The 25,686-nt window shown below is 41.1% G+C and carries 21 protein-coding genes, 1 tRNA gene and 2 pseudogenes; 12 read left to right on the forward strand and 12 right to left on the reverse strand.

Annotation, left to right across the window (positions count from 1 at the left end):
* The first annotated feature begins 2 nt into the window (after positions 1-2).
* From F3G98_RS00855 to F3G98_RS00880, 6 genes and pseudogenes are all read left to right on the forward strand, one after another.
* Positions 3-491 (forward strand): addiction module antitoxin, encoded by a 489-nt coding sequence (locus F3G98_RS00855; RefSeq protein ID WP_103607764.1) that lies wholly within the window; start codon positions 3-5, stop codon positions 489-491.
* Positions 492-553: 62 nt separating this feature from the next.
* A complete protein-coding gene (gene recA, locus F3G98_RS00860) occupies positions 554-1,651 on the forward strand; it encodes a recombinase RecA (RefSeq protein ID WP_002940852.1) in 1,098 nt (365 codons plus the stop codon).
* Complete coding sequence (gene eno / locus F3G98_RS00865; protein WP_002940828.1) at positions 1,651-2,901, forward strand: phosphopyruvate hydratase; 1,251 nt, start codon at positions 1,651-1,653, stop codon at positions 2,899-2,901. Before recA ends, eno begins: the two co-directional genes overlap by 1 nt.
* A 104-nt stretch (positions 2,902-3,005) precedes the next feature.
* Positions 3,006-3,188 carry a hypothetical protein gene (locus tag F3G98_RS10955; RefSeq protein ID WP_178140078.1) on the forward strand — a complete coding sequence of 61 codons (183 nt, stop codon included), beginning with the start codon at positions 3,006-3,008 and terminating at the stop codon, positions 3,186-3,188.
* A 5-nt stretch (positions 3,189-3,193) separates the two neighbouring features.
* Complete coding sequence (locus F3G98_RS00875; RefSeq protein ID WP_103607763.1) at positions 3,194-4,054, forward strand: AMIN domain-containing protein; 861 nt, start codon at positions 3,194-3,196, stop codon at positions 4,052-4,054.
* A gap of 52 nt (positions 4,055-4,106) precedes the next feature.
* Positions 4,107-4,232 (forward strand): annotated as a pseudogene (locus tag F3G98_RS00880) (integrase); the annotation flags it as partial.
* A 222-nt stretch (positions 4,233-4,454) separates the two neighbouring features.
* On the opposite strand, the gene F3G98_RS00885 reads toward F3G98_RS00880, so the two are convergent.
* The 6 genes from F3G98_RS00885 to F3G98_RS00910 form a co-directional block, all read right to left on the reverse strand.
* Positions 4,455-7,445: a molybdopterin dinucleotide binding domain-containing protein gene (locus F3G98_RS00885; protein ID WP_149725620.1), complete on the reverse strand. Its 2,991-nt coding sequence runs from the start codon at positions 7,443-7,445 to the stop codon at positions 4,455-4,457.
* A gap of 12 nt (positions 7,446-7,457) precedes the next feature.
* Positions 7,458-8,195, reverse strand: a complete 738-nt coding sequence (locus F3G98_RS00890) for a 4Fe-4S dicluster domain-containing protein (protein ID WP_103607761.1) — start codon at positions 8,193-8,195, stop codon at positions 7,458-7,460.
* Positions 8,196-8,381: 186 nt separating this feature from the next.
* Positions 8,382-9,512, reverse strand: coding sequence for a glycerate kinase family protein (locus tag F3G98_RS00895; RefSeq protein ID WP_149725621.1), 1,131 nt, complete (start codon positions 9,510-9,512; stop codon positions 8,382-8,384).
* A complete protein-coding gene (locus F3G98_RS00900; RefSeq protein ID WP_149725622.1) occupies positions 9,509-10,903 on the reverse strand; it encodes a GntP family permease in 1,395 nt (464 codons plus the stop codon). Before F3G98_RS00900 ends, F3G98_RS00895 begins: the two co-directional genes overlap by 4 nt.
* A gap of 165 nt (positions 10,904-11,068) precedes the next feature.
* Positions 11,069-12,031, reverse strand: a complete 963-nt coding sequence (locus F3G98_RS00905) for a phospholipase A (RefSeq protein ID WP_107944701.1) — start codon at positions 12,029-12,031, stop codon at positions 11,069-11,071.
* The gene (locus tag F3G98_RS00910; protein WP_149725623.1) at positions 12,024-12,587 is read right to left on the reverse strand and encodes a molybdenum cofactor guanylyltransferase; all 564 of its coding nucleotides are present in this window, start codon (positions 12,585-12,587) and stop codon (positions 12,024-12,026) included. The genes F3G98_RS00905 and F3G98_RS00910 overlap by 8 nt, the downstream gene beginning before the upstream one ends.
* A gap of 213 nt (positions 12,588-12,800) precedes the next feature.
* Here F3G98_RS00910 and F3G98_RS00915 point away from each other — a divergent pair, with 213 nt between their 5' ends.
* On the forward strand, positions 12,801-13,058 hold the full coding sequence (locus F3G98_RS00915) for a SemiSWEET family transporter (RefSeq protein ID WP_149708428.1): 258 nt from the start codon (positions 12,801-12,803) through the stop codon (positions 13,056-13,058).
* A 312-nt stretch (positions 13,059-13,370) separates the two neighbouring features.
* Here the strand turns inward: F3G98_RS00915 and leuC are convergent, their stop codons facing one another.
* Positions 13,371-14,636, reverse strand: coding sequence for a 3-isopropylmalate dehydratase large subunit (gene leuC / locus F3G98_RS00920; RefSeq protein WP_149725624.1), 1,266 nt, complete (start codon positions 14,634-14,636; stop codon positions 13,371-13,373).
* Positions 14,637-14,719: 83 nt separating this feature from the next.
* Positions 14,720-16,852, reverse strand: coding sequence for a TonB-dependent siderophore receptor (locus F3G98_RS00925; RefSeq protein ID WP_149725625.1), 2,133 nt, complete (start codon positions 16,850-16,852; stop codon positions 14,720-14,722).
* A 441-nt stretch (positions 16,853-17,293) separates the two neighbouring features.
* On the opposite strand from F3G98_RS00925, the pseudogene F3G98_RS11005 reads away from it, so the two are divergent.
* The 4 genes and pseudogenes from F3G98_RS11005 to F3G98_RS00940 form a co-directional block, all read left to right on the forward strand.
* Positions 17,294-18,073: pseudogene (locus F3G98_RS11005) on the forward strand (cache domain-containing protein); the annotation flags it as partial.
* A 615-nt stretch (positions 18,074-18,688) separates the two neighbouring features.
* Positions 18,689-19,213 (forward strand): methyl-accepting chemotaxis protein, encoded by a 525-nt coding sequence (locus F3G98_RS11010; protein ID WP_103575376.1) that lies wholly within the window; start codon positions 18,689-18,691, stop codon positions 19,211-19,213.
* Between the two features lie 74 nt (positions 19,214-19,287).
* A complete protein-coding gene (locus F3G98_RS00935) occupies positions 19,288-20,610 on the forward strand; it encodes an NFACT RNA binding domain-containing protein (RefSeq protein WP_149725627.1) in 1,323 nt (440 codons plus the stop codon).
* 2 nt (positions 20,611-20,612) lie between these two features.
* Positions 20,613-20,954: a hypothetical protein gene (locus F3G98_RS00940; protein WP_149725628.1), complete on the forward strand. Its 342-nt coding sequence runs from the start codon at positions 20,613-20,615 to the stop codon at positions 20,952-20,954.
* A 122-nt stretch (positions 20,955-21,076) separates the two neighbouring features.
* Here the strand turns inward: F3G98_RS00940 and F3G98_RS00945 are convergent.
* A tRNA-Sec gene (locus F3G98_RS00945) sits at positions 21,077-21,174 on the reverse strand.
* A 75-nt stretch (positions 21,175-21,249) separates the two neighbouring features.
* Here F3G98_RS00945 and F3G98_RS00950 point away from each other — a divergent pair.
* Positions 21,250-21,825 carry a BON domain-containing protein gene (locus tag F3G98_RS00950; RefSeq protein WP_103589888.1) on the forward strand — a complete coding sequence of 192 codons (576 nt, stop codon included), beginning with the start codon at positions 21,250-21,252 and terminating at the stop codon, positions 21,823-21,825.
* 2 nt (positions 21,826-21,827) lie between these two features.
* Here the strand turns inward: F3G98_RS00950 and F3G98_RS00955 are convergent, their stop codons facing one another.
* Genes F3G98_RS00955 through F3G98_RS00965 form a run of 3 tightly spaced genes read right to left on the reverse strand, consistent with a single transcriptional unit; the run spans position 21,828 to position 25,593 of the window.
* Positions 21,828-24,278 (reverse strand): efflux RND transporter permease subunit, encoded by a 2,451-nt coding sequence (locus F3G98_RS00955; protein WP_149725629.1) that lies wholly within the window; start codon positions 24,276-24,278, stop codon positions 21,828-21,830.
* The gene (locus tag F3G98_RS00960; RefSeq protein WP_103598764.1) at positions 24,278-24,880 is read right to left on the reverse strand and encodes a Tgt2/MlaC family protein; all 603 of its coding nucleotides are present in this window, start codon (positions 24,878-24,880) and stop codon (positions 24,278-24,280) included. Before F3G98_RS00960 ends, F3G98_RS00955 begins: the two co-directional genes overlap by 1 nt.
* Positions 24,881-24,882: 2 nt before the next feature.
* Positions 24,883-25,593, reverse strand: a complete 711-nt coding sequence (locus F3G98_RS00965) for an MlaA family lipoprotein (protein ID WP_149725630.1) — start codon at positions 25,591-25,593, stop codon at positions 24,883-24,885.
* Between the last annotated feature and the right edge of the window lie 93 nt (positions 25,594-25,686).

Raw genomic sequence — 25,686 nt, forward strand, 5'->3', positions numbered from 1 at the left:
TGATGAGTGAGTTTTTGAGCGAAGTTTTTACCCTTTCACTTTTGTTTATAGCTATCGGTCTTTACGCCATTTATAGGGCTAAAAAGGCGCAAAGTGAGCATGAGAAAAATGTGGCTAGCTATGATAAAAACTTGCTAAATTTTGCCAGAATTTTAGGCGTAAAAGATCACATTGACCTAGTTAAATTTGATGAAATTTTGGCTGAGGCCTTAAAAGAAAAACTAATTTTTAAATTTAATAAATCTACCTCGCAAGAGGAATTTCTCTCTTTTATAAAAGATGAAAATTTTAAAAATAAGCCCCAAATTTCGCAAAATCATATCGATGAAGCTTTTTTAAACCTTTGCGCAAGCTCGCTTGTAGAGCCACTAAAGCTTGCGATACTAAAAAATGAAGATCAAATTTATGGATTTTTGTTTGAAAAAGAGCAGCTTTTTGCTCTTATTGATAGCGCTGCACTGCTTGGCGAAAATATTATAATTTGCGAGTAAATCAAGTAAAATTCATCTCTTTTTAGATAAAATCAAGCCAAATTTCAACTATAAGGTAAAAAATGGCAAAAGAAAAAGATAGTGACAAAAAGATAGCTATCCCAGAGAGCGAAGCGGACAAGAAAAAGGCGCTCGAGCTTGCGCTAAAGCAGATCGATAAAGCTTTTGGCAAAGGCACGCTTTTAAGACTTGGCGACAAAGAGGTTGAGGCTATCGAGTCGATACCGACTGGCTCGCTAGGGCTTGATCTGGCTCTTGGCATAGGCGGCGTCCCAAAAGGCAGGATCATCGAGATATACGGACCAGAGAGCTCTGGTAAGACTACGCTCACACTTCACATCATCGCTGAAGCGCAAAAAGCTGGCGGAATTTGTGCATTTGTCGATGCAGAGCACGCACTAGACGTAAAATACGCTTCAAATTTAGGCGTAAATACCGACAATCTTTACGTCTCTCAGCCTGACTTTGGCGAGCAGGCACTTGAGATCGTTGAGACACTTGCAAGAAGCGGTGCGATCGATCTTATCGTAGTTGATAGTGTGGCTGCTCTTACTCCAAAGAGCGAGATAGACGGCGATATGGGCGATCAGCACGTTGGCCTGCAAGCAAGACTAATGAGCCAGGCGCTTAGAAAGCTAACTGGAATTTTAAGCAAGATGAAGACGACTGTTATCTTCATCAACCAAATTCGTATGAAGATCGGTATGATGGGATATGGCACGCCAGAGACCACAACTGGCGGTAATGCACTTAAATTTTACTCATCTGTAAGAATCGATGTCAGAAAGATAGCCACACTTAAACAAAATGACGAGCCTATCGGCAACCGCACAAAGGCAAAAGTCGTTAAAAACAAGGTCGCGCCTCCATTTAAAGTGGCTGAATTTGACATCATGTTTGGCGAGGGTGTGAGCAAAGAGGGCGAGATCATCGACTATGGCGTAAAGCTCGACATCATCGACAAATCAGGCGCGTGGTTTAGCTACAAGGCTGAAAAACTAGGTCAAGGCAGAGAAAACGCCAAAGCCTACCTAAAAGAGCACCCAGAAATTTCTGACGAGATAGTAGCGGCGATCAAAGGCTCAATGGGTATAGATCACCTAATAAGCAGCGGCGCAAAAGACGAAGACGACGACACAAACGAAGCAGGAGATGAATAATGGTATTTATTGAAGATGTAGAAGCTCACGAGGTTTTAGACAGCAGAGGCAACCCAACAGTTCGTGCGACAGTTAGACTAAGCGACGGCACCGAGGCAAGCGCGATCGTACCAAGTGGCGCAAGCACTGGTAAGCGCGAGGCGCTAGAGCTTCGTGACAAAGACGAGAGATATGCTGGCAAAGGCGTTTTAAAGGCTGTTTCAAACGTAAATGAAAAGATCGCTGAAGCAGTGATAGGACTTGATGCTTACAATCAAAAGGCAGTCGATGCGGAGATGCTTGAGCTTGATGGTACGCACAACTACTCAAATTTAGGCGCAAACGCTGTCCTTGGCGTATCTATGGCGGTAGCTCGCGCAGCTGCAAAGAGCCTAAATATCCCGCTTTATCGCTACCTTGGCGGTGCAAACGCTAGCATCTTGCCAGTGCCGATGTTTAACATCATAAATGGCGGCGCACATGCAAATAATAGCGTTGATTTTCAAGAATTTATGATCATGCCATTTGGCTTTAGCACATTTAGCGAGGCACTAAGAGCTGCAACTGAAATTTACCACAAGCTAAAATCTATCCTAAACGCAGCCGGACACAGCACTGCTGTTGGCGACGAGGGCGGTTTTGCTCCAAATTTAAAAGACAACGAAGAGCCACTAAAGCTGATCTCACAAGCTGTAAAAGAGGCTGGATATGAGCTAGGCAGCCAGATAAAGCTAGCCCTTGACGTCGCTTCAAGCGAGCTTTACAAAGACGGCAAATACGAGCTTGAAGGCAAGAAATTTAGCAGCGACGAGCTCATTAGCTACTATGAAAAACTTTGCGAAAAATATCCGATATTTTCTATCGAAGATGGCCTTAGCGAGGATGACTGGAGCGGCTGGGCTGAGCTTACAAAAAGGCTTGGTAGCAAGGTGCAGCTAGTTGGCGACGACCTCTTTGTCACAAATGAGAAAATTTTACGCGAGGGCATCGAGAAAAACATAGCAAATGCAATCTTAATCAAGCCAAATCAAATAGGCTCAGTCACGCAAACTATGCAAACTGTCCGCCTTGCTCAAAGAAACGGCTACCGCTGCATAATGAGCCACAGAAGCGGCGAGAGCGAAGATGCGTTTATCGCTGACTTCGCAGTCGCTCTAAACACTGGCGAGATAAAGACAGGTGCCACCTCAAGAAGCGAGCGCAACGCGAAATACAACCGCTTGCTTGAGATCGAGCTTGAGGCGGGTGAGTTTTTAGGGGATAATATTTGAGCGAAATTTTAGATGAATATGGCAAAGAAGATGGCATATTTCATAAAATCGTAAAATTTGTTCGGCCGACATTACGCTACGTCATAGCCACCATTTGCGTGGCTATGTTTGCCTTTTACGTGGGCAATATGATGTTTGGCAAACGCTCACTTGACGTGATGCTAAGCCTTCAGAGCAAAAAAGAGAGGCTTAGCGAGGACGTGGAAATTTTAAAAAAGATGAATGCACGTCTGCAAAAAGATTATTTTGAACTACAAGGCCTTGAGCCAGACTCTAATAAAAAGTAGGAACGATGAAGAAAATTTGGTTAGTTTTATCTATCTTGACTGCGAGCTTATGCGCCAGAGAAAACCCATTTATGCCTATTAGCGAGCTAAACACAAGCGTTATGACGACAAACGTCGTAGAAAAATATGACAGTTTCAACTCGCTCTCGTTTAAATTTCCAAGTGATGCGATGCTTTTGCTTGATGTCACCATAAGATACAGAGCAAATGACGGCAGCATAAAAGAAAAAAGACTAACCGATATAAACAAAACTATCGACTGGAACGATGAATTTGCCCTAAGCAAGATGAAAAATCCAGAACCAGTCGCAGCTAAAAAACTAGACGTTTCTGTCACGATGGCAGAGGTGCCAGCTCAAAAGGTTAGTACGCCAGTCATAATAGAAAAAAATGAGACTAAAATTTCAAACAAAGATAGAAATAAAAGCTCAGATGTGCCAACTCCAAACGTCGTGGTGATCGACCTTGATACAAAAAAAGTAAAAGAGTCAGCTAAGCCCGAACAAAAGGTAGTCGAAGTAAAGATTGAGCCAGCCTCAAAGCCTGTTCAAGAGATAAAAAGCAGCGAAAAAGAGGTTAAATTCTTAGGATTTGTGAGCTTTTTAACACATGAAAAAGAGCTAAATATCATCACAAAAGCTAAAAATTTAAAACACTTCGCCTACGAGAAAAACAAGATCGTGCTTGACTTTGCAAAACCTCCAAGAAGCTTTAAAACTAGAAATTTAAAGCTTGAAAACGAAACTTTTAAAAACGTCATAATCGGCTGGCATGACAAGTATTTCAGAGTGGTTTTAGAGCTTGATAAGATGCATAAATATAAGCTTGAAGCCGTTGAAAATGGATATGTGCTTAAGCTTTTATAGTTTTTATATTTAAATTTAAGCCTACCTTTTAAATTTCTCTTGGTCGTAATTAGAAAAAAGCTTAACACTAGTGCAAGAAGCCCTTGGGCATGCAAGCCTAAACACCTCGCGAATTTACACACACTTTGATAGTGACAAGCTAAAACTTGCAGCAAAAGTGGCTGAGGACTTGGCAAATGAAAACGCTCAAAACCGAAGCAAACTAGCAATACCAAATTTAACCCATGCAAATTTAAAACATCAAATTTAACTATGAAGCCGTTATAAATATGTGAGAATTTTTAGCTTATAAGCAGTCTAAAAGCTTACTCTGTATCTAAATTTACGACACACGAACAAAAAGCCGCACGAAAGTGAAATTTGGCAAGTAAATTTTACTCTGCTCGCCAAATTTATCAAACTAGCCTATCTTTCTTATCTTTGCAGGAAGTGCTTGTCTAGCACAAGTACCGACTAGCCAGTCATTTAGGCTAAATTCGCCATTTCTTTTTGGATCAAGAAGTCCAAGCTTGTTGTGATTGACCCCTTTTTCTAAATTTGCTATCCCAAAAGCTGGCTTTCCATCGACGATGTGCGTTCTTATACCAAACTCATCATGGCCAAATCCATGCTCTATGCTGATAACCCCGCTAGCAACGCCGTCAGTTACAAATGCCTTGCCAACCTGCGCTCCATAAGGCGTAGTCACTTTGACCTTATCACCTGAGCGAATGCCCTGCTCGCTCGCTACGTCTGGCGCTATCCTTACGAAGTTGCTAGGATGAACGGCTCTTAGCCTTGGGCTAACAAATGTGTAGAAGTGCTGGATATTTGACTTTCTTGAGCTAACTGTGTATTTCCACTCAGAGCGTGGGAAAAATTTCTCAAGCGGCGTGCCGTCACTTGCTACTGGCAACATCAGACTTGGCACTCCTGGCATATATTCGCCAGTTACTGAGTGTCTGTGTCCGCCAAGTGGCTCATAGTAGATAGAAGCTGGTGTAGGCGCTGGCACTTTTACGGTTGCTTTATCGCCCTTGTACGCGCTCTCGTAGCTATCATATCTACCGCCTTTTGCTAGCACGTGCGCTACTTTTGGCTTCTCTTCGTCTTTTAGATAAGGATCGAGTTTTGTCATCACTCTTGATATCTTACTAAGCTTTTTATCCTCGTCGCTTATATCTTTCACGCCCTCGCCGTCAAAGGCTAAATTTGCTAGTGCAGCCGCGTAATACTGCTCTTTTACGTCAAGGTCCATGAAATTTCCGTCTTTGTCTTTGAAGGCATTTTTACCAAAGCCTTTTAGTCCAAGCCTCTTTGCTACGGATATATAAAACGCCTCAACGTCGATCACGCCGCCGTTTTTATCCTTTGCCTGCTTTGAGCTAACGGCCGGATAGCGCACGACTGAAGTTTTAGCGATCGTTCCCCAAAGAGAGTTTGGAAGCGCCCAGTTTTCTAAATTTACCCCGTCTGGCACGATGTAGTCAGCATAGGCGTTTGTCTCGTTCATAAAGGCGTCGATACCCACGAAAAGTGGTAAATTTTTACTATCTTTTAGTGCGTCTAAGACCGCTCTTTCAAGGCCTGCTTGGCCGTAAAGTACGTTTGTCATGTAGTTTATGAAAACTTTTACTTTGTATGGGTAGCCAGCCTTGTGACTCGTAAGCGTTTCGTTTACAAGTGGCATAGAGATAGGATACCATGGCTGAGTTGATGGATAGCCGCTGCCGCCAGCTGCTACTTTGCGCTTATACTCAGAGCTTGTTTCGTAGTATTTGCCTGATCTTGATAAATTTAGACCATTTGGCTTATATGCACCCTCAAAGTTCTCAAGGTCATATCTGCCCTTTAAAAACTCGTGTGTGCCGGCACTTGCATTGACGTTACCACCTTTGTAGCCGTAAGTGCCCATTAGCGTATTTAGACAAAGGATCGCAAAAGTAGTCATACCAGCTTGCGTATGCATCATACCGCCATGCACGTTTGTGCTCACCTGTCTGCCATTTTTGGTGAAATTTTCGCAAAGCCAGATGATATCTTCAACGCTAACACCGCAAATTTTTGAGTACTCATCTAGGCTGTGCTTATAAGCTGACTCTTTTAAAAGCTGCATTGAGCTTTTTACCTCGACTTTTTTGCCGTCTACTAAAATTTTACCTTTGTAGTAGAGTTTGGCTGGTTCATTTACCTTGTAGCTTTGTATCTTGCCATCTTGCGAGCAGACCTGCCACTCGTTATTAATAAGTGCAAATTTACCGTAGTCTTTGTGGCCTTTTTCGGTGATGACTAGATGTGTGGCGTTACACCAGTGTATCTCGCCTGCAAGTTTTGCTTGGTCTAAATTTGGCTGGATAAGGTAGTTTGTAGCGTATTTTTCATTTTCTATGATCCAGCGTATCATCGCCATGGCTAGAGCTGAGTCGGTGCCTGGCTTTATCGCTATCCAGCGGCCTTTGTCTGAAGAGGCGTATTTTACAGCATTTGTAACGCTTGGGTCGACCACTGCGTAGCTAAAGTCATCTCTAGTGCCTCTTGCGTAAGAGAGCATTTTTGCCTGTTTTTGGAAAGGGTTGCCACCATTTGACGGCGAAGTGCCCCAGTAGATAACAAATTTAGAGTTTTCATAGTCTGGTTTTGTGTGTGCAAAACCCTTTGAGTTGTGCGTGATCTTACCACCGACCCTAAAGCCGCCACCGCAAATTCCGCCGTGTGAGTAGTGATTTATAGTGCCAAATGACTTTTTGACAAAGCGATCGACGATATCAGAGCGTCCGTCATATAGGTAAAAGCTTAAAAATTGATTACGCTTGGTGCCGTACTCTGGGTTTTCGCTGTCGATTAGCTCGTCGCTATATATCGCTCTTAGTCCGTCCACGTGCCCCTCACCAAAGAGATCTCCGCCCTCTACTACCTCTTCTACTAGCTGCTCAAAGCTTATGCTCTTCCACTTGCCCTCGCCTCTTTTGCCAACTCTTTTTAGCGGAGTTAGTATCCTTGCTGGTGAGTCTATCATCTCAGGCAAGATCGCCCCTCTAGCGCAAACTGTGGCTCGCTTTTCATCTTCGCCGCTTAGTGTTGTGGCAAGCAAAGCGTCATTTATCGATGTGTCAAAATTTGCCCAGTGTACGTTTGATAGTGGGTGGTATGGGTTGCCGCTACATCTTAAAACTTTGTCGTTTTTATCATCTACGTGAAGCCTTATGCCACACTTTGTCGTACAGCCGTGGCACATTGAAAAGACAACGCTATGTCCGTCGTTAAGTGAAATTTTGCCATCTTTTACGCTAAATTCAGGCTCTAGTGAGTTTGACTGCGGTTTGTAGTCGTCTTTTTCGCCGTCTGCTAGCACAGCGCTTGCGGTTACCGTTGATAGTACGGCTGATCTTTTTAAAAATTCTCTTCTTTGCATTACTTATTTCCTTTACTGCGCTATCTCTTCGCTCCAGCTGATAACCTTTTGGTATCCGTTTTCAAGCTCGAGTTTCTTATCGTTTTTAGCCAAAATTTCGCTGACGCCGTGGTAGAACACCTGTGGATTTGTATTTTTAGGGCTATCTATGACCATAGTCTCATGCGTGGCTAGAAATTTTCTGATATTTGAGTTAGGATCGTTAAGATCGCCTATTATACGGCTGCCACCCACACAGCTCTCTACGCATGCTGGCTGAAGTCCCGCTCTTAGTCTGTGGTCGCAGAAGGTGCATTTATCGGCCTTGTAGGTATGCAAGCTAAGATATCTTGCGTGATATGGACAGGCCTCCACACAAAGCGCACAGCCTATGCACTCTTTTGTGTCGATCTTTACGATGCCGTTGCTTCTTTGGTAGCTTGCGCCAGTTGGACAAACGTCGATACAGGCTGGCTTGTTGCAGTGGTTGCAAAGTCTTGGAAGTGACGCAATGACCGCCATTTTACCGCTTTTATCTTTTGCCTCGTACTCAGAAACGATGGTCCTAAAAGCACCTGGTTGAACGTCGTTTTCCAACATACAGCTCATAGTACATGACTGACAGCCGACACATCTTGTTAGATCTATCGCCATGCCGTAGCGAACGCCACTACCGCCAAAGTCCTTTGGTGCTGCCTTTAGCGCAGTCGTAGCGAAAAACAGTCCTGCAGCTGTGATGAAGCTGCGACGAGAGTTTAGGGTCTGTTGCATAAGAAATTCTCCTTTCTTTTTAGAAGTTTTTCTTATTTTAACATAGTAAATTTTTTTTCTAAAGTTTATTTTATATTTTTGCAAAATGTATTAAATTTTGAGAATTTTTGTAGCACTTTGTGAGTAAAATTTGAAGTTAAATTTTGGGAGAAAAAGATAGAAATTTAACTTCTATCTTTTTTAAAATTATGCTTTGTGATTTAGCATATAAAGGCGAATGACTTGCTCGGCGGTCATCTTTAAATTTCTAAGGGCATTATCTTTTCGCATGGCTTCTTCAAGACTCATTGGCTCATTTAGTATGCAAAAATAGGCATCTATGCCGTGTTTATGGCAGTCTTTGGCACATCTTTGCACGCTTCCAGCAAGCGCGATGACTGGCTTATGATGCCTCTTAGCTAGCTTTGCCACGCCTGTTGGGGTCTTGCCCATTGTGCTTTGAAAGTCCATGCGTCCCTCGCCAGTGATGACAAGATCAGCCTTTTTGATCTCATCTTCAAGTGCGATGGTCTGCGTGATGATCTCGATGCCAGGCTTGAGCTTCGCTCCCAAAAATGCCACAAAAGCAAAGCCAAGTCCGCCAGCTGCTCCAGCGCCCTTTTGCGTGTGAAATTTGGTGCCATTTTTCTCTTTTACAAGGCTTGCAAAGTGCTTTAGCCCGTCATCAAGCTGCTTTACCATGCGGCCATTTGCGCCCTTTTGTGGAGCATAGACGTAGGCTGCGCCCTTTTGTCCGTAGAGTGGATTATCCACGTCACAGGCTACTAGAAATTCGCACTCTTTTAGCTCTTTTATAGCCTCTTCATCTGAAAAGTCGCAAATTTGAGCCAAATCCTCGCCTTTGCCCTCAAGCAAAGCGCCATTTTTATCATAAAATTTAAAGCCAAGAGCACTTAGCATACCTATGCCAGCGTCGTTTGTCGCACTTCCGCCAATACCTATGATAAATTTCCTAGCACCCTTGCCAATGGCATCTTTTATCATCTGACCAAAGCCAAATGTGCTAGTTTTCATAGGATTTCTCTCATCAGGATTTATGAGAGTAAGTCCTGAAGCGCTTGACATCTCAAGTATGGCAAGGTCGTCTTTTAGGGCATATCTAGCTAAAATTTCAGTGCCAAGCGGGTTTTTGACGATGGTATCTATAAATTTCGCATCAAGCGCGTCAGCCATAGCCTCCACGCTGCCCTCACCGCCGTCAGCTACTGGCTTTACTACGACGTCGCAAAAGTCTTCAAGGGCTTCTTTTATAGCAAGGCCCGCTTCAAGCGAGCTTAGCGAGCCTTTTAATGAATCAATCGCAACCAAAATTCTCATAAAAGCACCAAAGATAGTATATAAACGCTGATCATTCCAACAACGCCCATGATAAATGTCATCGCTGTTTGTGTGCGATATCCTTGATCTGCCGTCATCTTACTAAAGTTTGTCACGACCCAGAAGTAGCTGTCGTTTGCGTGAGATACACACATCGCACCAGATGCTATCGCCATGACACAAAGTGCGGCTGAAATTTCGCTCGTAAAGCCAAGTGTGTGCATGAGCGAGTTGTCAGCGCTAAATGCGCCCATGATAGAGGCTGTCGTGATGATAGCCACAGTTGAGCTTCCCTGAGCGGTTTTTAGCACGGCTGAGATGATAAATGGGAAGAAAATTCCTATCGCTTTTATAGTTGAGGCATTTTCTTTTATGAAATTTACAAAGCCAGCCTCAGTAATGACGTTGCCCAAAACGCCGCCAGCTGCGGTGATAAAGAGTATAGGACCTGCGATCTTTAATGATTCGTTTGTTATATGGTCAAATTCTCTCATCTTTTTAGTTTCAGCTAGTAAAAATACACAAAAGATCACGCCGATAGCAAGGGCGATGATAGGGTTACCTAAAAATAAAAATATCTTTGGCAAGAGCGCAGCTTTATCAAGCATGCCTTGTTTTGCCAAAACGTCGATCACAGAGCCAACCGCCATGAAAATGATAGGCATGATGATAGGTGCGATGCTTAAAAATCCGCTTGGCAATTTGCCAAATTTATTTAAAAGCTCCTCGTAGCTCGCTGTTATCGTAGCGTCAGCCTCTTTATCGCTGATAGTTACGCTTTTAGCGATGCTTTTTGAAAAGAAATAAACAGCTACCAAAACAGGCACCGAAACTACTGTACCCATGATGATGACAAGAAGTAAATTCCCTCCAAGTCCAAGTGTGCCAGCAGCGGCTATCGGGCCAGGAGTTGGCGGGATGAAGACGTGAGAAGCGTATAGACCGCCGCTAAGTGCTACTGACATAGCAACTGGGCTTGCTGAAATTTTCTTATAAAGTGCCTCGCGGATAGAGTTTAAGACGACAAAACCGCTATCGCAAAATACTGGTATGCCAACAACCCAGCCCATTATAAGCATGGCAAGCTCAGGGCGTCTTTGTCCGACTAGCTTTACGACCATGTCAGCTAGCTTTAGCGCAGCTCCCGTTTTTTCAAGCACTGTGCCGATGATCGTTCCAAAGATGATGACGATGCCGATGCTCTTAAATGTGCCACTAAAACCAACGCCTATCATCGCTGGGATCTTGGATAGATCGATACCTGCGACGATCGCGAGCACCAAAGATATACTCATAAGTGCCAAAAATGGATGCACCTTGAACTTTGAGATCATAACGATCATAAGGATGATTGCTATAACAAAACAGACAATCAAAGCTATACCGCTCATGAAAACTCCTTTATTGTGAGATTTTGCTAGTGATTTTAGCAAAATTTGCTTATATTTTTTCTAATATTTTTAAGTTTTTCTATTAGTTAAATTTTTTTCGTTATTTATCTAAAATTTACTTAATCTGCCCAAATTTAGCCACTTTATAAGATTAAATTTTTAAGGCTATTTTAAAATAACAAAGCCAAGACCAATCTTGTCAGTGTGCCTATCATAATCAATCAAACTCTCACCGTATCCTGTAAAATACTGCAAATAGCCATAAACGCCGCTTGAAAATATCGGAAACATATATGAAATTTCAGCTGCACCTTTATTTGTTTTATCAAAATGTAAGTTATTTCTTAGCATCAAGCTAAAAATTTGATCATTTAGCTTGTAACTAAGCCTTAGATCTCCATGTCCGATGTAGTTTAAAATTTCTTTATTGTCGTTCTTTTCGCCGATCACACTCCAAACTCTTGGCGAGATGGTTAAATCTCCATAGACAAAGTCACCTTGCACGTAGGCTCTGTTCCAGCTCCTTGAGTTGGTGCCATCTCGTCCGTTTGACTCATGTAAAAGTCCAAATTTTAGGTTTTTCACGCCTATTTGCTCTAGGTATTTTGGAGAGGCAAAATTTAAGAAAATTTCAGGCTGATAGTTTGTCTCACGAAACGGAGCTGAAGTTTTTGTTATCTGCCACCAAGAGGTCTGCGTATATGCTGCCACAAGGCTCTCTCTAAGACCAAAAACGTCGTAAAATAGCGGCTTTGCAAGGCTTATTTGAAACTTCGTCTCAACGCTCTTTCGCCCATCATCTGGGACAGTTTTAGCGTAAGTTACTGGCAAAAGGTAGTTAAATTTATAAAGCTCGATGCCAAGTGCATTTTGTAAATTTTTATCGCTTTTATCTCTTAAAAGATCAGCCTGCTTTAGCTTCGCATCACTTGGTGCTGGCTCGCTTGCTTGCGCATTTTGCACCGCTTCTTGCTCGCCTAAAGAGCCTTTGGCAAGCTCTTTATAAATTTGCATCGCAGCCTTTATATCGCCACTTTGCTCAAGCTCTTGCGCCCTTTTAAAGTCATCTGTCCTGCTTGCCATCAAAAATGTAAGGCTAAGGCTTAAAAGCAATGTAAATTTACTCATTTTTCATCTTTTCATTTGCTATTTTGTATTCTTCTGGGAAATTTACGTTAAAAAACTGCTCTTTATTTTCAAAATTTACTATCTTGCACTTGCAGCTTTTTCGTAAAAGTCCGATTTTGTGCTCATTTTTTAGGTAAAGCTCATGCGCAAATGGGGCTAAGCTTGGGCTAAAAAAGCCACAAAGCGAGTGAATATGCTCATCATCGCCAGCCACAACCATATCAAATTCATCTTTAAATTTAGCTAGCTCATCAAGGCTAGAAGGCTCAAAAAATGGCATATCAGCTGGGATGATAAAGACGCTGTGATCAAAGCTTTTTAGCACAGAGTAAAGCGCTAGCATCGGCGAAAAATCCTCACTACTCTCATCTTTTATGAGCTTTAGAGGTGGGTTAAATTTCTCAAATTTGGAGCTTACAAAAACCTCATCAAAGACTTTGCTAAATTTAGAGACTTGATAGTGCGTAAGCGTTTCAAAGCCACCAAATGGCAGCAAGGTCTTATCCTGCCCCATGCGCGAGCTCTTGCCACCTGCTAAAATGACGCAAGTTTGCATTTTTATCCTTTTAAATTTTAAAAATTACAAAAGTATAACCAAATTTTCTAACTCATCTTGTTTTAAATTTATTATCACTTTATAAAAGCTTTGCCTTAAATTTTCAAAAAAGTGCTTTTGCCAAAGCAAGGGTTGCTTTCTAGCAGATAAAATAATTTTTACCTCGCTAATCATAAAACTAAAAAATAACTGCTTACTTTTAAAGAAGATAACATGAGTGAAAGAAATTTGCAAATTTTAGGTTGGATAGGTACGTGCCTATCGGTTATTATGTATATTTCGTACATCCCACAAATAATGGGTAACCTTGATGGCAACAAAACGCCTTTTATTCAGCCGCTAGCTGCTGCGCTAAACTGCACGATCTGGACAAGTTACGGCTTGCTAAAAGCTAAAAAAGACTATCCACTTTCTGCTGCAAACTTACCAGGTATAATCTTTGGACTTTTGGCAACTATAACAGCGTTTTAATGCGCTAAAAAAGCCGGTAAATTTGCAAAATAGCTGGATTTGCCGGTTAAATTTATTTTATACAAACTCTTCAAATTTCTTTGATATTTCAAAAAGTATTAAAAATTTAAATCAATTTTACTTGTAAAAAGAATAAAGCATTTTTTAGAAGAAACGCTTTTAAACTTTATTTGATTATATAAACAATCCTAGAGCGGCAAGATTTTAAGATAGATTTGGATGTTGTGACGAAATTTTCACACAAGATAAAACATATAGTTTATCGAAGTGTGAAAATTTCTAACTCATTCAAAGATACTTAAAAGCTAACGCCTATAAGTCTCTTGGATCGGCGATTTTACCTGCTATCGCTGAAGCCGCCACAACTGCCGAGTTAGCTAGATAAATTTCACTCGTTCTATCGCCCATACGACCGACGAAATTTCTATTTGTCGTTGAGATACAGCGCTCATTTGCGCCTAAAATGCCCATATATCCGCCAAGACAAGCACCACATGTTGGGTTACTCACAACCGCTCCTGCTTCGATGAAAATATCGATAAGCCCCTCTTTTTCAGCAGCTCTTGCGATCTTTTGCGTCGCTGGAGTGATGATGAGCCTTGTTTTGCGAGCTACTTTTTTACCTTTTAGGATTTGCGCTGCTATGCGAAGGTCGCTTAGACGGCCATTTGTGCATGAGCCGATAAATGCCTGATCGATAGCTAGATCGTCGCGAACCGCCTGCCTTACGCTCTTGCCGTTGCTTGGCAAAAATGGATATGCGATGACTGGATCAAGATTTGTGACATCTATCTCTAAAATTTTGTCGTATTTTGCGCCCTCGTCTGAGTAGAAAAATTTTGGTTTATCGCGTAAATTTTTATCTTTTAAAAACTCTTTTGTGATCTCATCAACTGCGATGATACCGCTCTTTGCGCCAGCTTCGATCGCCATATTGCACATTGAAAATCTATCATCCATGCTAAGGCCCTCTATCACCTCACCGCTAAACTCAAGCGCCTTGTAAAGTGCGCCATCAACGCCTATTTGGCGGATGATCTCAAGGATGAGATCCTTGCCATAAACGTGCTTATCAAGCTTGCCTTTAAAGACGACTTTGATACTCTCAGGCACTTTAAACCAGTTTTTGCCAGTGATCATCGCATAAGCTAGGTCGGTGCTACCCATGCCGGTGCTAAAGGCTCCAAGAGCGCCGTGCGTACAGGTGTGGCTGTCTGCACCGATGATGACGTCGCCTGGGATGACTAGCCCTTTTTCAGGCAAAATCGCGTGCTCGATGCCCATATCTTTTTCGTCAAAATAGTTTTTAAGGTCGTGTTTGTAGGCAAATTCGCGTGAAATTTTGGCTTGATTTGCGCTTAGGATGTCCTTTGTCGGGATGTAGTGGTCCATCACGATGGCAAAGCCGTCTGGGTTAGCTAGCTTTGTCGCGCCACTTCGCTCAAACTGCTTGATCGAGATAGGCGTCGTGATGTCGTTACCTATGATCATATCGATCTTGCTTTCGATGATCTCTCCTGCGCTTACCTCTTTGCCAACGTGATCTGAAAATATTTTCTCGGTGATGGTTTGTTTCATAAATTTCCTTTAAATTTTGAGGCGATTTTAACAAAAATAGCTAAATTTAAAGAAAATTCACCAAGCCAAAAGGCCCAGCAAATTTAAAATTTAACCGATGCGGTGAGCATAAACTGCCTAGCATAGCCTGGCTGTATCGGTATGATATTTGCCTGCGTGCCAGTCGATGAAGATGTGTAGTAGAGCTTATCGGTTAGGTTTTTGACATTAAATGAGAAATTTGTCTCATAGCCTGCGATCTTTGTATCATAGCTGATAAAAGCGTCATAAACAACCGCGCTATTTATCTTAAAGGCTGTTCCTGCTGGCACTGCAGGTAAATTTGTCCTCATATAGTATGTATACCACGAGCCAAAATACCTAGCTCCACCGCCGATCCTTAGCCCTTTTGCGCCAAGATGGCTAAAGTCATAGTTAGCAAAGAGGCTTGCTTGATGCTTTGGCGTGGCTTCAAGCGGTTTGCCAACGAGTACTGCATAGGCGCCACTATCTTTTCGCACATCAGTTTTAGTGTATGCGTAGCTAGCGCCAAGACTTAGCCCTTGCGTTACACGACCATTAAAATCAAACTCAAATCCTCTAGAGCGCGCCTCGCCAACTGGCGTACTCACGCCATCTACGGTGCGCATGATATTTTTCTTATTGATGTTAAAAACTGCTGCACTTGCTGTTATGCTATCGTTTTGAAATTTAGATCCAAACTCTATACTCTTGCCCTCTTCTGGCTTTATATCTCCGATGTCTGAGCCACTAATAGCCATTTGCGGGTTGAAACTTTGTGCGTAGTTGGTATATACCGACCACTCGGGCGTTAGTAGATATAAAAGCCCTGTTTGCCACGTAAATTTGCCGTCTTGCTGATCAGTGGTGTTTGGCCCGCTAGTTGTGCCGCGAGCGACTTGGTCATAGTATTCGTATCTGGCTCCTAAAGAGTAGATCAAATTTTGGGTTAAATTTATGCTATCTTGCGCGTAAAATCCGATCGTTTTTAGCTTTTGATACTGGATACTTGAGGCTCTATCAGTCGGATAGGCGACCGTGCCATAAACTGGGTTATAGATATTTATAGGGAAATTTCTTTGCGTCGTGCCAGAGCTATAGCTATTTAGCGCACCTGGTCTATAGCGGTAGTACTCCTTTGTATCGATGCCAAAGAGCAAGTTGTGTTCTAACTCGCCTGTTTTGACATAGCCATTTAAATTTAGTGATCCAGCGTGAGTGCGGTGGATAAAGCCGTCATACGCCTCATTTCGTCTGGATGCAACGCCAGTGTTTAAATTTACGTTCATTAGTCTGATGTGACCATACTCATGACGAGAACGAGAAAAGGCATAAGCGCCCTTTAGCATCCAGTTTTCACCGATATTTTTCTCAAAATTTATATCAGCAGTGTCAAGCTTTGTTTTTAGCTTATTAAATGGCTCGTCAAGTCGTCTTTTCTTATCTATAGGCAGTAGCTTTCCAGTGTTTGGGACGAGATACATGCCTCGGTCGATCGGATCGGTTGAGCGAGTGTGAGTGTAGGCGAAATTTATGCGGTAGTCATCGCCTTTGTATGATAGCGATGGTGCAAAAAGGACGTTTTTATACTCGCCAAACTCTCTCCAATAGTTCTTTTTCATCGTATCAAATATAAATCTATACGCAAAGCCACTATCTGCGATCGGCCCTGTGGTGTCAAAGCCTGTGTTCCAGTAGTTGCGGTTGCCAAGACCAGCCCAAATTTCGTTTTCGAAGTCATATTTTGGCTTTTTGGTTACCATGTTTATGATGCCACCTGGTTCTTGTGCGCCGTAAAGCAAACTAGCTGGACCTTTTAACACCTCAACGCTTTCTACGGTTTTGTTAAAGCTATGCATGACGCTAGCTGGTACACCATTTCGCATTATAGAGCCGTCACGTCCGCCACCAAAACCTCTCTTTATGATCGAGTCAAAAATACCGCCTGTTGTGTTGCCATAGCTTATGCCACTCACGTTTTGAAGGCTCTCTGCTAGCGTCTCTGGCTTTTTGTCTTTTAGCTGCTGAGCCGTCACGACATTTACAGTTTGTGGTATCTCAAGGATGGGTGTATTTGTCTTGCCAACTTCGATCGTTGTCGCCCTATAACCATCATCTGCGCTATCTTCTACACTAACTCCTTCTAAATTTACATCAGCGCCATTTAAAGCCGAAACCACTAAACAAAGTGCGATACTAATGCGAAATTTACTCAATTATTCTCCTTTAAAAATTAATCATTTTAAAAATCGTTATCATTATATAAAATTGAAATTTAATTTTTTATGAATTAATTTACATTATATTTATGAAAATTTCACAATCACCATAAAAATACTAATTTTATTATTTATATATTTTAAAATTATAATTTAAGCAATTAAAATAAATTCAACGTCAAATTTAGCCTTAAATTTCATTCTAAATCCCTAAAATACTATGTTTATTACTTTGGATAATTAAATTAATAAAATTTAGCAAAATTTATCATAACAAGCGTTATTTAGCTACTTTTTGCCATTTTTTCTTAAAAATAAAAATTAAGAGATATTGTTTAACTTTTATTATAAAATACGCCGAAAATTTTAAAAGGATTTAAGATGAAGAGACTATTTTCTAGCTTGTCTAACAAGATAGCCTTTTTGCTGACAGCTTGGATGCTAATAGGCATAGGCATATTTTTTAGCATAAACTACTCAAATTCCAAATCGGAAAAAATTCAGTCCTACAACAATGTGCGCAAAACTGGGCTAAAATCGACGATGTACTTTGTCGATGAGTTTTTAAAGTCAAGACTTCACATGGTGCAAACCTTTGCAAAAGAGCTCGAGGATAAAAAACTCTACGCTAACAGGGACGATATAGCTGAGGCGCTAAAGGGTGCGTTTGTCATTTCGCCATTTGACGCGCTATTTGTGGGCTATGCAGATAACGGCAACGTCATCAAGACTGATCTTTTGAAAAACAATCAGCCATTTTTGATACCAAATTTTGATGGTCGCACGAGGGCTTGGTTTCAGGGTGCAAGCAGCAGCGGCAAGCCTGGATTTTCAGAGCCATACATCGATGTCACGACAAAGAATTTAACCATCACAGCTTACGCTCCTATCTTTGATAGCAACCATAAGCTTGTAGCGGTAATCGGCGCAAATATCTTTTTAAACGGCCTTAGCCAGGAGCTTTTAGAGATAAAAACAACTAAAACTTCAAACATCATGATCGCCGATGACAACGGCAAAGTGATAGTTCATCCTGATATAAATTTGATCACAAAAGAAGATGAAAACTACAAAAGCCTCATCAAAGAAAATATGAAAAAGAGCATAGAAGGCGACAAGGTTTCGCTATTTTTCCATAACGGTATGAGAAATGTCATCTACTGCCAAAACCAAAAGCTAACAGGCTGGAACGTCTGTATAGTGGCTGACGCTGATGAGTTTGTGGCTGAAATTCAAAGTGCTTCAAATAAGCAAATTTTGATGTTTAGTCTGTTTTTGATCTCAGTCATCATAGCTATCATCGTGGTCGTTAGATACTTCTTAAGACCAGTTCTAACGATACAAAATGGCCTAATCGAAGTCTTTAAATTTATAAATAACAAAACTTCAAACGTCGAACCTATCAAGCTAAAAACAAGCGACGAGCTAGGCGTTATGGCTGCTATCATCAATGAAAATATAGAAAGCACAAAAGAGAATTTAAATAGCGAGCGCGAATTTCTAGCTAAAACGCAAGAATTTGTAAGCAAGATAAAAGGCGGCGACTTTAGAGCAACGCTTGAAGCGACGACAAATAGCCAAGCTCTGCTTAAACTAAAAGAGGCATTTGGCGATCTACGTGACTCACTAAAGACAAATATCGCTTCAAATGAGCACGACATCTTAAAAGCGCTAGAAATTTACTTTAAAAACGACTTTACTGCTAGGATAAACGACGAGGGTGTCATCGCAAAAGGTATCGACGCACTTGGCGATAAGATCGCGCAGATGCTAAAAGATAATGAAGATGTCGCAAAACTACTAGAAGACCGCGCAAAGGTGCTAAAAGGCTACATGCAGGAGCTTACCACTAAGGCAAACAAGAGCGCTACGTCACTATCTGAAGGCGCTGCTGCAGTTGAGCAAATGAGCGCGTCTATGAGGCAGGTAAATGCAAGATCAGACGATGTCAAAAGGCAGTCTGAGGAGATAAAAAATATCATCACCATCATCCACGACATCGCCGATCAGACAAATTTACTAGCCCTTAACGCTGCAATAGAAGCAGCACGTGCGGGCGAGCATGGCAGGGGCTTTGCGGTGGTGGCTGATGAGGTTAGAAATTTAGCCGAGCGTACTCAAAAGAGCCTTGGCGAGATCGAGGCAAATGCAAATATCCTAACTCAAAACATCGACGATATGAGTGCGGCGATAAATGAGCAAACCATAGCGATCGCTCAGATAAACACGCTAGTTGCCGACATCGATAATCTAACAAAAGAAAATCTTGAAGTAGCAAACCAAACAAACAAGGCCACAAATGAGGTCGATGAGATAGCTGATCAGATCGTAAAAGAGGTCGCTAAAAACAAATTTTAGTGATTTTGGTCCTAGCAAACCAGCTAGGGCCTTTCGTTAAAACATTTTTGCAACATTTCTGATATAATCCCCGCATGAAGTACGCACATTTAGTTCAAATAGCAAGTTATCTATCAAAATTTAAAAAGATAAGCCAAGCAAAGCGCGTAAGCGACATGGCTATACTTATCGAATTTAGCGGCAAAAAGATCATCTTTGATCTAAATAAGTCAAACTCAGCGGTCTATAAAGATGATGGGCTAAAAGAGGCGAAAATTTATCAAGCACCCTTTGACAACGTCTTAAAAAAGCGCTTTAACGCTTCGCATATAAAAAGCGTCGAGTGCCTAAAAGACAATAGAATTTTAAAATTTACTTGCACTCAAAGTGGCTCATATAAAAGCGAAAATTTCATCCTCTATCTTGAATTTACTGGCCGCTTTACAAACGCCGTGATAACTGACAAAAATAACGTTATCATCGAGGCGCTAAGGCATATTGACAATAGCTACCGAAAGATAGAAACTGGCGAGGTTTTAAAAGAGCTGCCGGCCATCGCCATCAAAGAAAAGCCGTGCGAGCCTATAACGGACTTTGATGAGTTTTTTAAAAGTGAAGCCGCTAGGATAAACGAGTCTAGGATAGCTAGCTTAAAAGAGGCAAAGCTTGCTAGCGTGCAAAAAAAGATAGATAGCATGAGTGAAATTTTAAACTCGCTTGAGGATAAAGATGAGCTGATGAAAAAGAGTGAGGAGTTTGCAAACTACGGCACACTTTTGCTTGCAAATTTGGCAAATTTTAAGGGCTATGAGAGAGAAATTTGCCTGAAAGATTTTAACGGCAATGAGATAAAACTAACTCTTAGCGACACGCCAAAAAATAGCGCAAATGAATTTTACTCAAGATCAAAAAAACTTCGTGCAAAAGCCCTTGGAGTGGAGATAGAAAAGAGAAATTTAAGTGAAAAGATCGAGTTTTATGAGGGGCTAAAGTCGCTTTTAAAAGAGGCTAAAAGTGCTTACGAGCTTGAAATTTTAAGCCCAAAAAACAAGGCAAAACAAAGAGAGAGACAGATAAAAGATGTGAGCGAAAATGCTGAAATTTTTTACGTTAGAGAGTTTAAAATTTTAGTTGGCAGAAATGAAAAAGGCAATATAAATTTACTTGATCTTGCTAAAAAAGACGACATCTGGTTTCATCTAAAAGACGCCCCAAGCGCTCACGTCATCATAAAAACGAACAAGAGCAAAGTGCCAGAGGACGTGCTAGAAATGGCTGCTAAATTTTGCATGGAGTTTAGCGTAAAAGGGGCTGGTAGATACGAGGTGGATTACACCAAACGCGAAAATTTAAGGCGCGAAAATGGCGCAAATGTCACTTACACAAACTACAAAACGATCATCATAAATAAAGGCTAAAAATGGCGGTAACACCTTTAGGAAACAGCAACTTCATCAACCAAAACGCCCCAGTCGTCTCACAGGTGCATGCAAACCAGCAAGCACGCTTTGACATGCAAGCGCTAATGGCATCTGAGCTAGCTACCCAGCAAAACGAGGAGATCAAAGAGGTGCGTCCGATGGAGGAGTCATATAAAATAGACCCTGAAAAAGAGCACGAGCGTCAAAAGAGCGAAGAAGAGGCGAGCGAGTTTGAAAATGAAGAGCAAAACGCAAAAGCTAAAGATGAAGATGTCTTAAAGGACGAGCTTGATAGCGAAGAAGAGAGCGAAGAACCGCACGTTTTGGATATAAAAATTTAAACTTTAAATTTAAAGACCATGGTTTAAATTTGCGACCATTATTTTTAAAATTTACTAGCTAACTGCGCCTAAAATCATAAAAACAGATAATTTAAAAAGTAGAAATTTAAAAGAAGCAAAAGTGGCGAGAGGATGAGAGAATCGAACTCCCCACCAGACGGTCAACCGCCCAGTCATCGGGTTTGAAGCCCGTGAGCATCACCAGATTACTTTATCCTCCGTGTGTGTTATTTTAGCAGATTTAGATAAATTTTAGCCCATTTTCTATAAACTTTTTGAAATTACAAAAGGATTTATGATTTCTAAATTTAGCGTTTTTGCATTTTTGGTCTTATTTTTTAGCTCTTGCTCCTCAGTCCTCACTCCAGCAACAGCGCCGCTAAATGTATATGACGCATACTCCATTTCTCGCGACAAGCGCGGCATCTACTCGATCTCACGTGATAAATTTATCCAAAGCAAGCTACAAAGCAAAATTTTGTTTTCAAAAGGGCTTAGCAACATCGACATCGAGATAGAGGTCTTTTATGGCGATGCCTATCTCATAGGGCTTGTTGATAGCAAAGAGCTAGGAGATAAGCTAGTTGAGCTTGCAAAAAGCACAGACGGAGTGCGAAAAATTTACACCTATCTTAGGGTAAAAAAGAGCGAGTATCCGTGCGATAGCCTAAGCATTCTTGCAAATTTAAAGCAAAATCTCTTTAAAGATAGCGTCGTTGAGGGCACAAATGTGCGTGTTAGCATCGTTGGCTGTGACGTTGTTTTTAGCGGTGTGGTAGATAGCATCGAGCAAGAAAAGCACGCCATTTGGTACGCTAAGCACATTGATGGCGTGGCTGATGTCTATTCGTTTATCAAAGTTATCAAATAAATTTATACCTCGCGCTTTTTCACAAAGCTTGCTATCAAACTTGGCAAGATAATGAGCGCGCCAAGCAGCATAAATACCATAACAAGATCGGTCAGCAGACCAAAATAAATAGTCGGTATAAAGTTGCTAGTTATCATCACGCTAAAGCCAAGGAAAATGGTAAATGAGGTGTAATACATCGCGTATCCTATGCTAGCATGTGCAGCCTTGATGCTTTCAAAAACATCTTTTGTAAGCAGCTCCTCTTTGAAGCGGTGGATGTAGTGGATGATATCATCAACGCCGATGCCTATACTAATTGCCGCTATCGTAATGCTCATCACATCAAGCGGAATGCCAAAAAATCCCATCACGCCAAAAAGGGTGCAAAGCGGGATCAAATTTGAAACAATGGCGATGGTCGCTAGCTTGATACTTCTAAAAACAAAGCAAAATATAACAAAAAGTATCGCAACCGTTAGTCCAAATGTATCAACCTGCGAGCTAAGTAAATTTTGAAGCATGTTGTTATAAAGCACCATCATGCCGACAACTTCGATGCTTACGTTATCGTTTTTGGTTAGCTCTAAAAGCCCTTCTCTAAGCTCTTTTAGAAATAAATTTCGTCTAAGCTTTGGATCGCTATCAACGATCCTTAGGCTAAATCTAAGCTCGTCGTTTTCGACGCTTACATAAGGACTTAACAATATCTTTTTATACTCAAGTGGTAGTTTTTCATACATCGCAGCTAGCAAAAAATCATCACTAACGCCGTTATTTAGCTCCTTTATCGCCTTTATGAGCGTTGCAAGAGAGCTTACGTTGCCTACAAAATTTTGCTCTTTTAAATAGTCGTGAATTTTTTCTGCAACTCTTGTGTGGTAGCTGTTAAACCAGTATTTCGCGCTCTTTGCATCGTTTTCAAACTCACTTTCAAAGTCGTCTTTTTCGTCAGTTTTTTCTTGTTTTGGTTCGCTCTCTTTAAATTTAACTATCACATCAACTGGGATCGTGCCACCAAGCTTTGTGTCGATAATCTGCATGCCCTGGCGGATCTGTGTGTTCTCTTTAAAGTAGCCAATGAAGCTATTTTCAACCTTTATCTTGCTTATGCCATAGACGCCAAAGCAGACAACTAGCACGCAAACTGCGTAGATGATCTTTCTTGAGTTTAGGGCTAAATTTGCGCAGTATTTTGTAAATTTAAAGCTATTTTCAAATGTCCTAACAGGGGCAAGCTTCTTTAAATTTACATTTATCGCGCCAAATAGCAAAAAGGCAAGCACAAGTGAAACGCTAATGCCAGCACTCATCATAATGCCAAGCATGATAACTGGCTTTATATCGGCACTCATTAGTGAGCTAAAGCCAATAACAGTTGTAAATATCGCCCAAAAAGATGGAGAAAATTTGTCACGAAGTGTCAGGTAGATGAGCTGGTTTTGACTATATTTTGGGTGCCTTGCGTAAAATTCTCTATAGCTAACGACTAGGTGGATGACTGTTGAGATGGTGATGATGAGCTGAAGTGCGATGTAGTTTGAGCTAATGACCGTCACTTCCCAGCCAAACATACCAAAAATCCCAGTCGTAAAAATAGCACTTACCGCGCAGATAAACATCGGTAAGACGATCCATCTAACCTGCCTAAAAAATAGCCACAAACTAAAGCTAAGAAGCGCTAAAACGCTTAGCCCATAAACCAAAAGATCGCTCTTTATAAAGCCTATCATATCATCAGCGATCATGTTTGCACCGCCCAAAAATAGCTCATCGTTTGCGTTAAATTTAGCGATGGCTGCCTTTATGGCTTCAAGGTTTTTGTGATCGCTCTTTCTAAGCTCATCTCGGTAAGCTTTAAACTCCGCTAAAAGCGCTTTAAATTTCTCTTTTTCAGTCTGCGTGATAGTGCCGTTTGACTCTTTTTGACTAAGTAAATTTCGCTCATTTAAAAGCTCGTTAAATTTCTCATCTTGCTTTAAATTTAGCGCGATCGCTGTGGTTTTTAGATCTTTGCTTATCAAATTTCCACTATAAATGGGACTTTTTGCAAACTCAAGCTTTGCTTTTGAGATATTTATATCTCTATCACTTAGCGTTGGCGTATGCTCTAAGATGCCAGTCACGCCGCCTTTTACGCTATTTAGAAGCGGCACGTTTAAGATAGAGATGACGCTGCTAACCATATCGTTTTTGGCTAGCTCGTCGCTTAAATTTTTAATAAGCTCTAAATTTTTAGGTGAAAAGAGATCATCTTTTGGGGTAAAAGCGACCACCAAAAGCCCTGGCGAGTCGTAGCGTTTTGCTATCTGTCTATAAGCTTTTAGATCAGGGTCATGTTCAAGTAGCAAGGTCTCAGCTGAAGCGTCAATGCTAAGCTTTGTGCTAAGGTAGCCAAAAACTACGCTTAGAACTAGCACAAGCGAGATAATAAGCTTGTTTTTAGCAATGATAAATTTAAAAATTTGTCGCATTAAGGATTAGTTTTGTTTTGATCAGGCAAAACCGCTTCGTTTAGTTTTTGTAAAAGCGTGTTGAAATCAGCATTATTTAGCACATCGCCAAACTGGCTTCTATAAGTTTGTATAATGCTCACACCAACGATATCAAGGTCATAAATGAGCCAACCGCGCTCTTTTGCATCGTAAAATTTATAGATAAATTCATAGTTTTTGCCGTCATTTAGAAGCTCTGATGTGAGCCAGTATCTATTTTTCTGAGGCTCACTCTCTCCAGTGATGTGGATCTGTTGGTCTTTGTAGCCTAAAAGTTTGTCGATATATGAGCTTTTTAGCTTTTGCTCAAATGCAGCGTCAAATTTAGCTTGCTCGTCAGCACTTAGGCTGTTGTAGCGTTTGCCAAGGCTAATCTTTGCCATCTGTTTATAGTCAAATAGTGGATCAAGCAGAGCAAAAATTTCTTTTGTCTTTGCTTTATCATCTAAATTTGCATTTTTTAAAACCTCGATCACTTTAACAGTTTTTGCCTCTATATCAGGCTTTATCTGCTCTTTTGAGAGAGCAAAAAGGCTAGTTGCTAAAAGTAAAATCGCCGCTATAATTTTAAAAATTTTCATACTTACTCCTTGATAAGTTTATCGCGTCTTTGCTCGTAAGCATCGCGTAAAAATGGATATAGATCGATCGCGTCTTTTCTTAGTTTTTCATACGCTGTTGGGTCTTGTGCAAAGCTATTAAACGTCCTATAAGACTCGATGCCAATTGATAAAAGCATAGGATCAACGTAGCTAATAGGATCGGCAAAATAGTCTCCGACCAAGCCGCCAGTATCTCTTAAATTTGATGGTCCGATAAGTGGCCAAACGATGTGAAAGCCGCTTCCAAGCCCCCAGTAGCCAAGGGTTTGTCTAAAGTCCTCGTTGTGAGCCTTTAGATCATAGTATTTTGCTCCGTCTGTTAGCCCTCCAAAGCCAATTATCGTATTTGCCAAAAATCGCAAAGTCTCTTCGCCAGCGTTTTGAAATTTAAACTGAAGCAAGTTATTTACAAAACGCACTGGGAAAAGGAGGTTGTCAAAGAAATTTGCAACCATCGTCCTAGCTGTGGATGGCACGACATAAGCGTAGCCTTTTGCCACTGGAGTTAGCATGTTTATGTAGATAAAGTCATTTACATTTGTCATCACTCTGTTATAGCCACTAAGCGGGTCAAAAACATCTTTTTTTGCTTCAAACTCAACGTCAAAATCATCTTTTTCACTGTTTGCGTTCAGGTCAGCGCTGGCACAGGCTAAAAGCAGGCTACAAAAGATAGCTAGCAAAAATTTCATCATAAAACCTTAAAATTTATTTACAAAATACAGCTTGATTTTATCCTCTTGAAACTTTACAAGAAATTAAAGAAAATTTGTAATTTAAGCTTT

Origin of the sequence: Campylobacter concisus, from assembly GCF_902460895.1 — a bacterium.
GTDB classification, from domain to species: Bacteria; Campylobacterota; Campylobacteria; order Campylobacterales; family Campylobacteraceae; genus Campylobacter_A; species Campylobacter_A concisus_BC.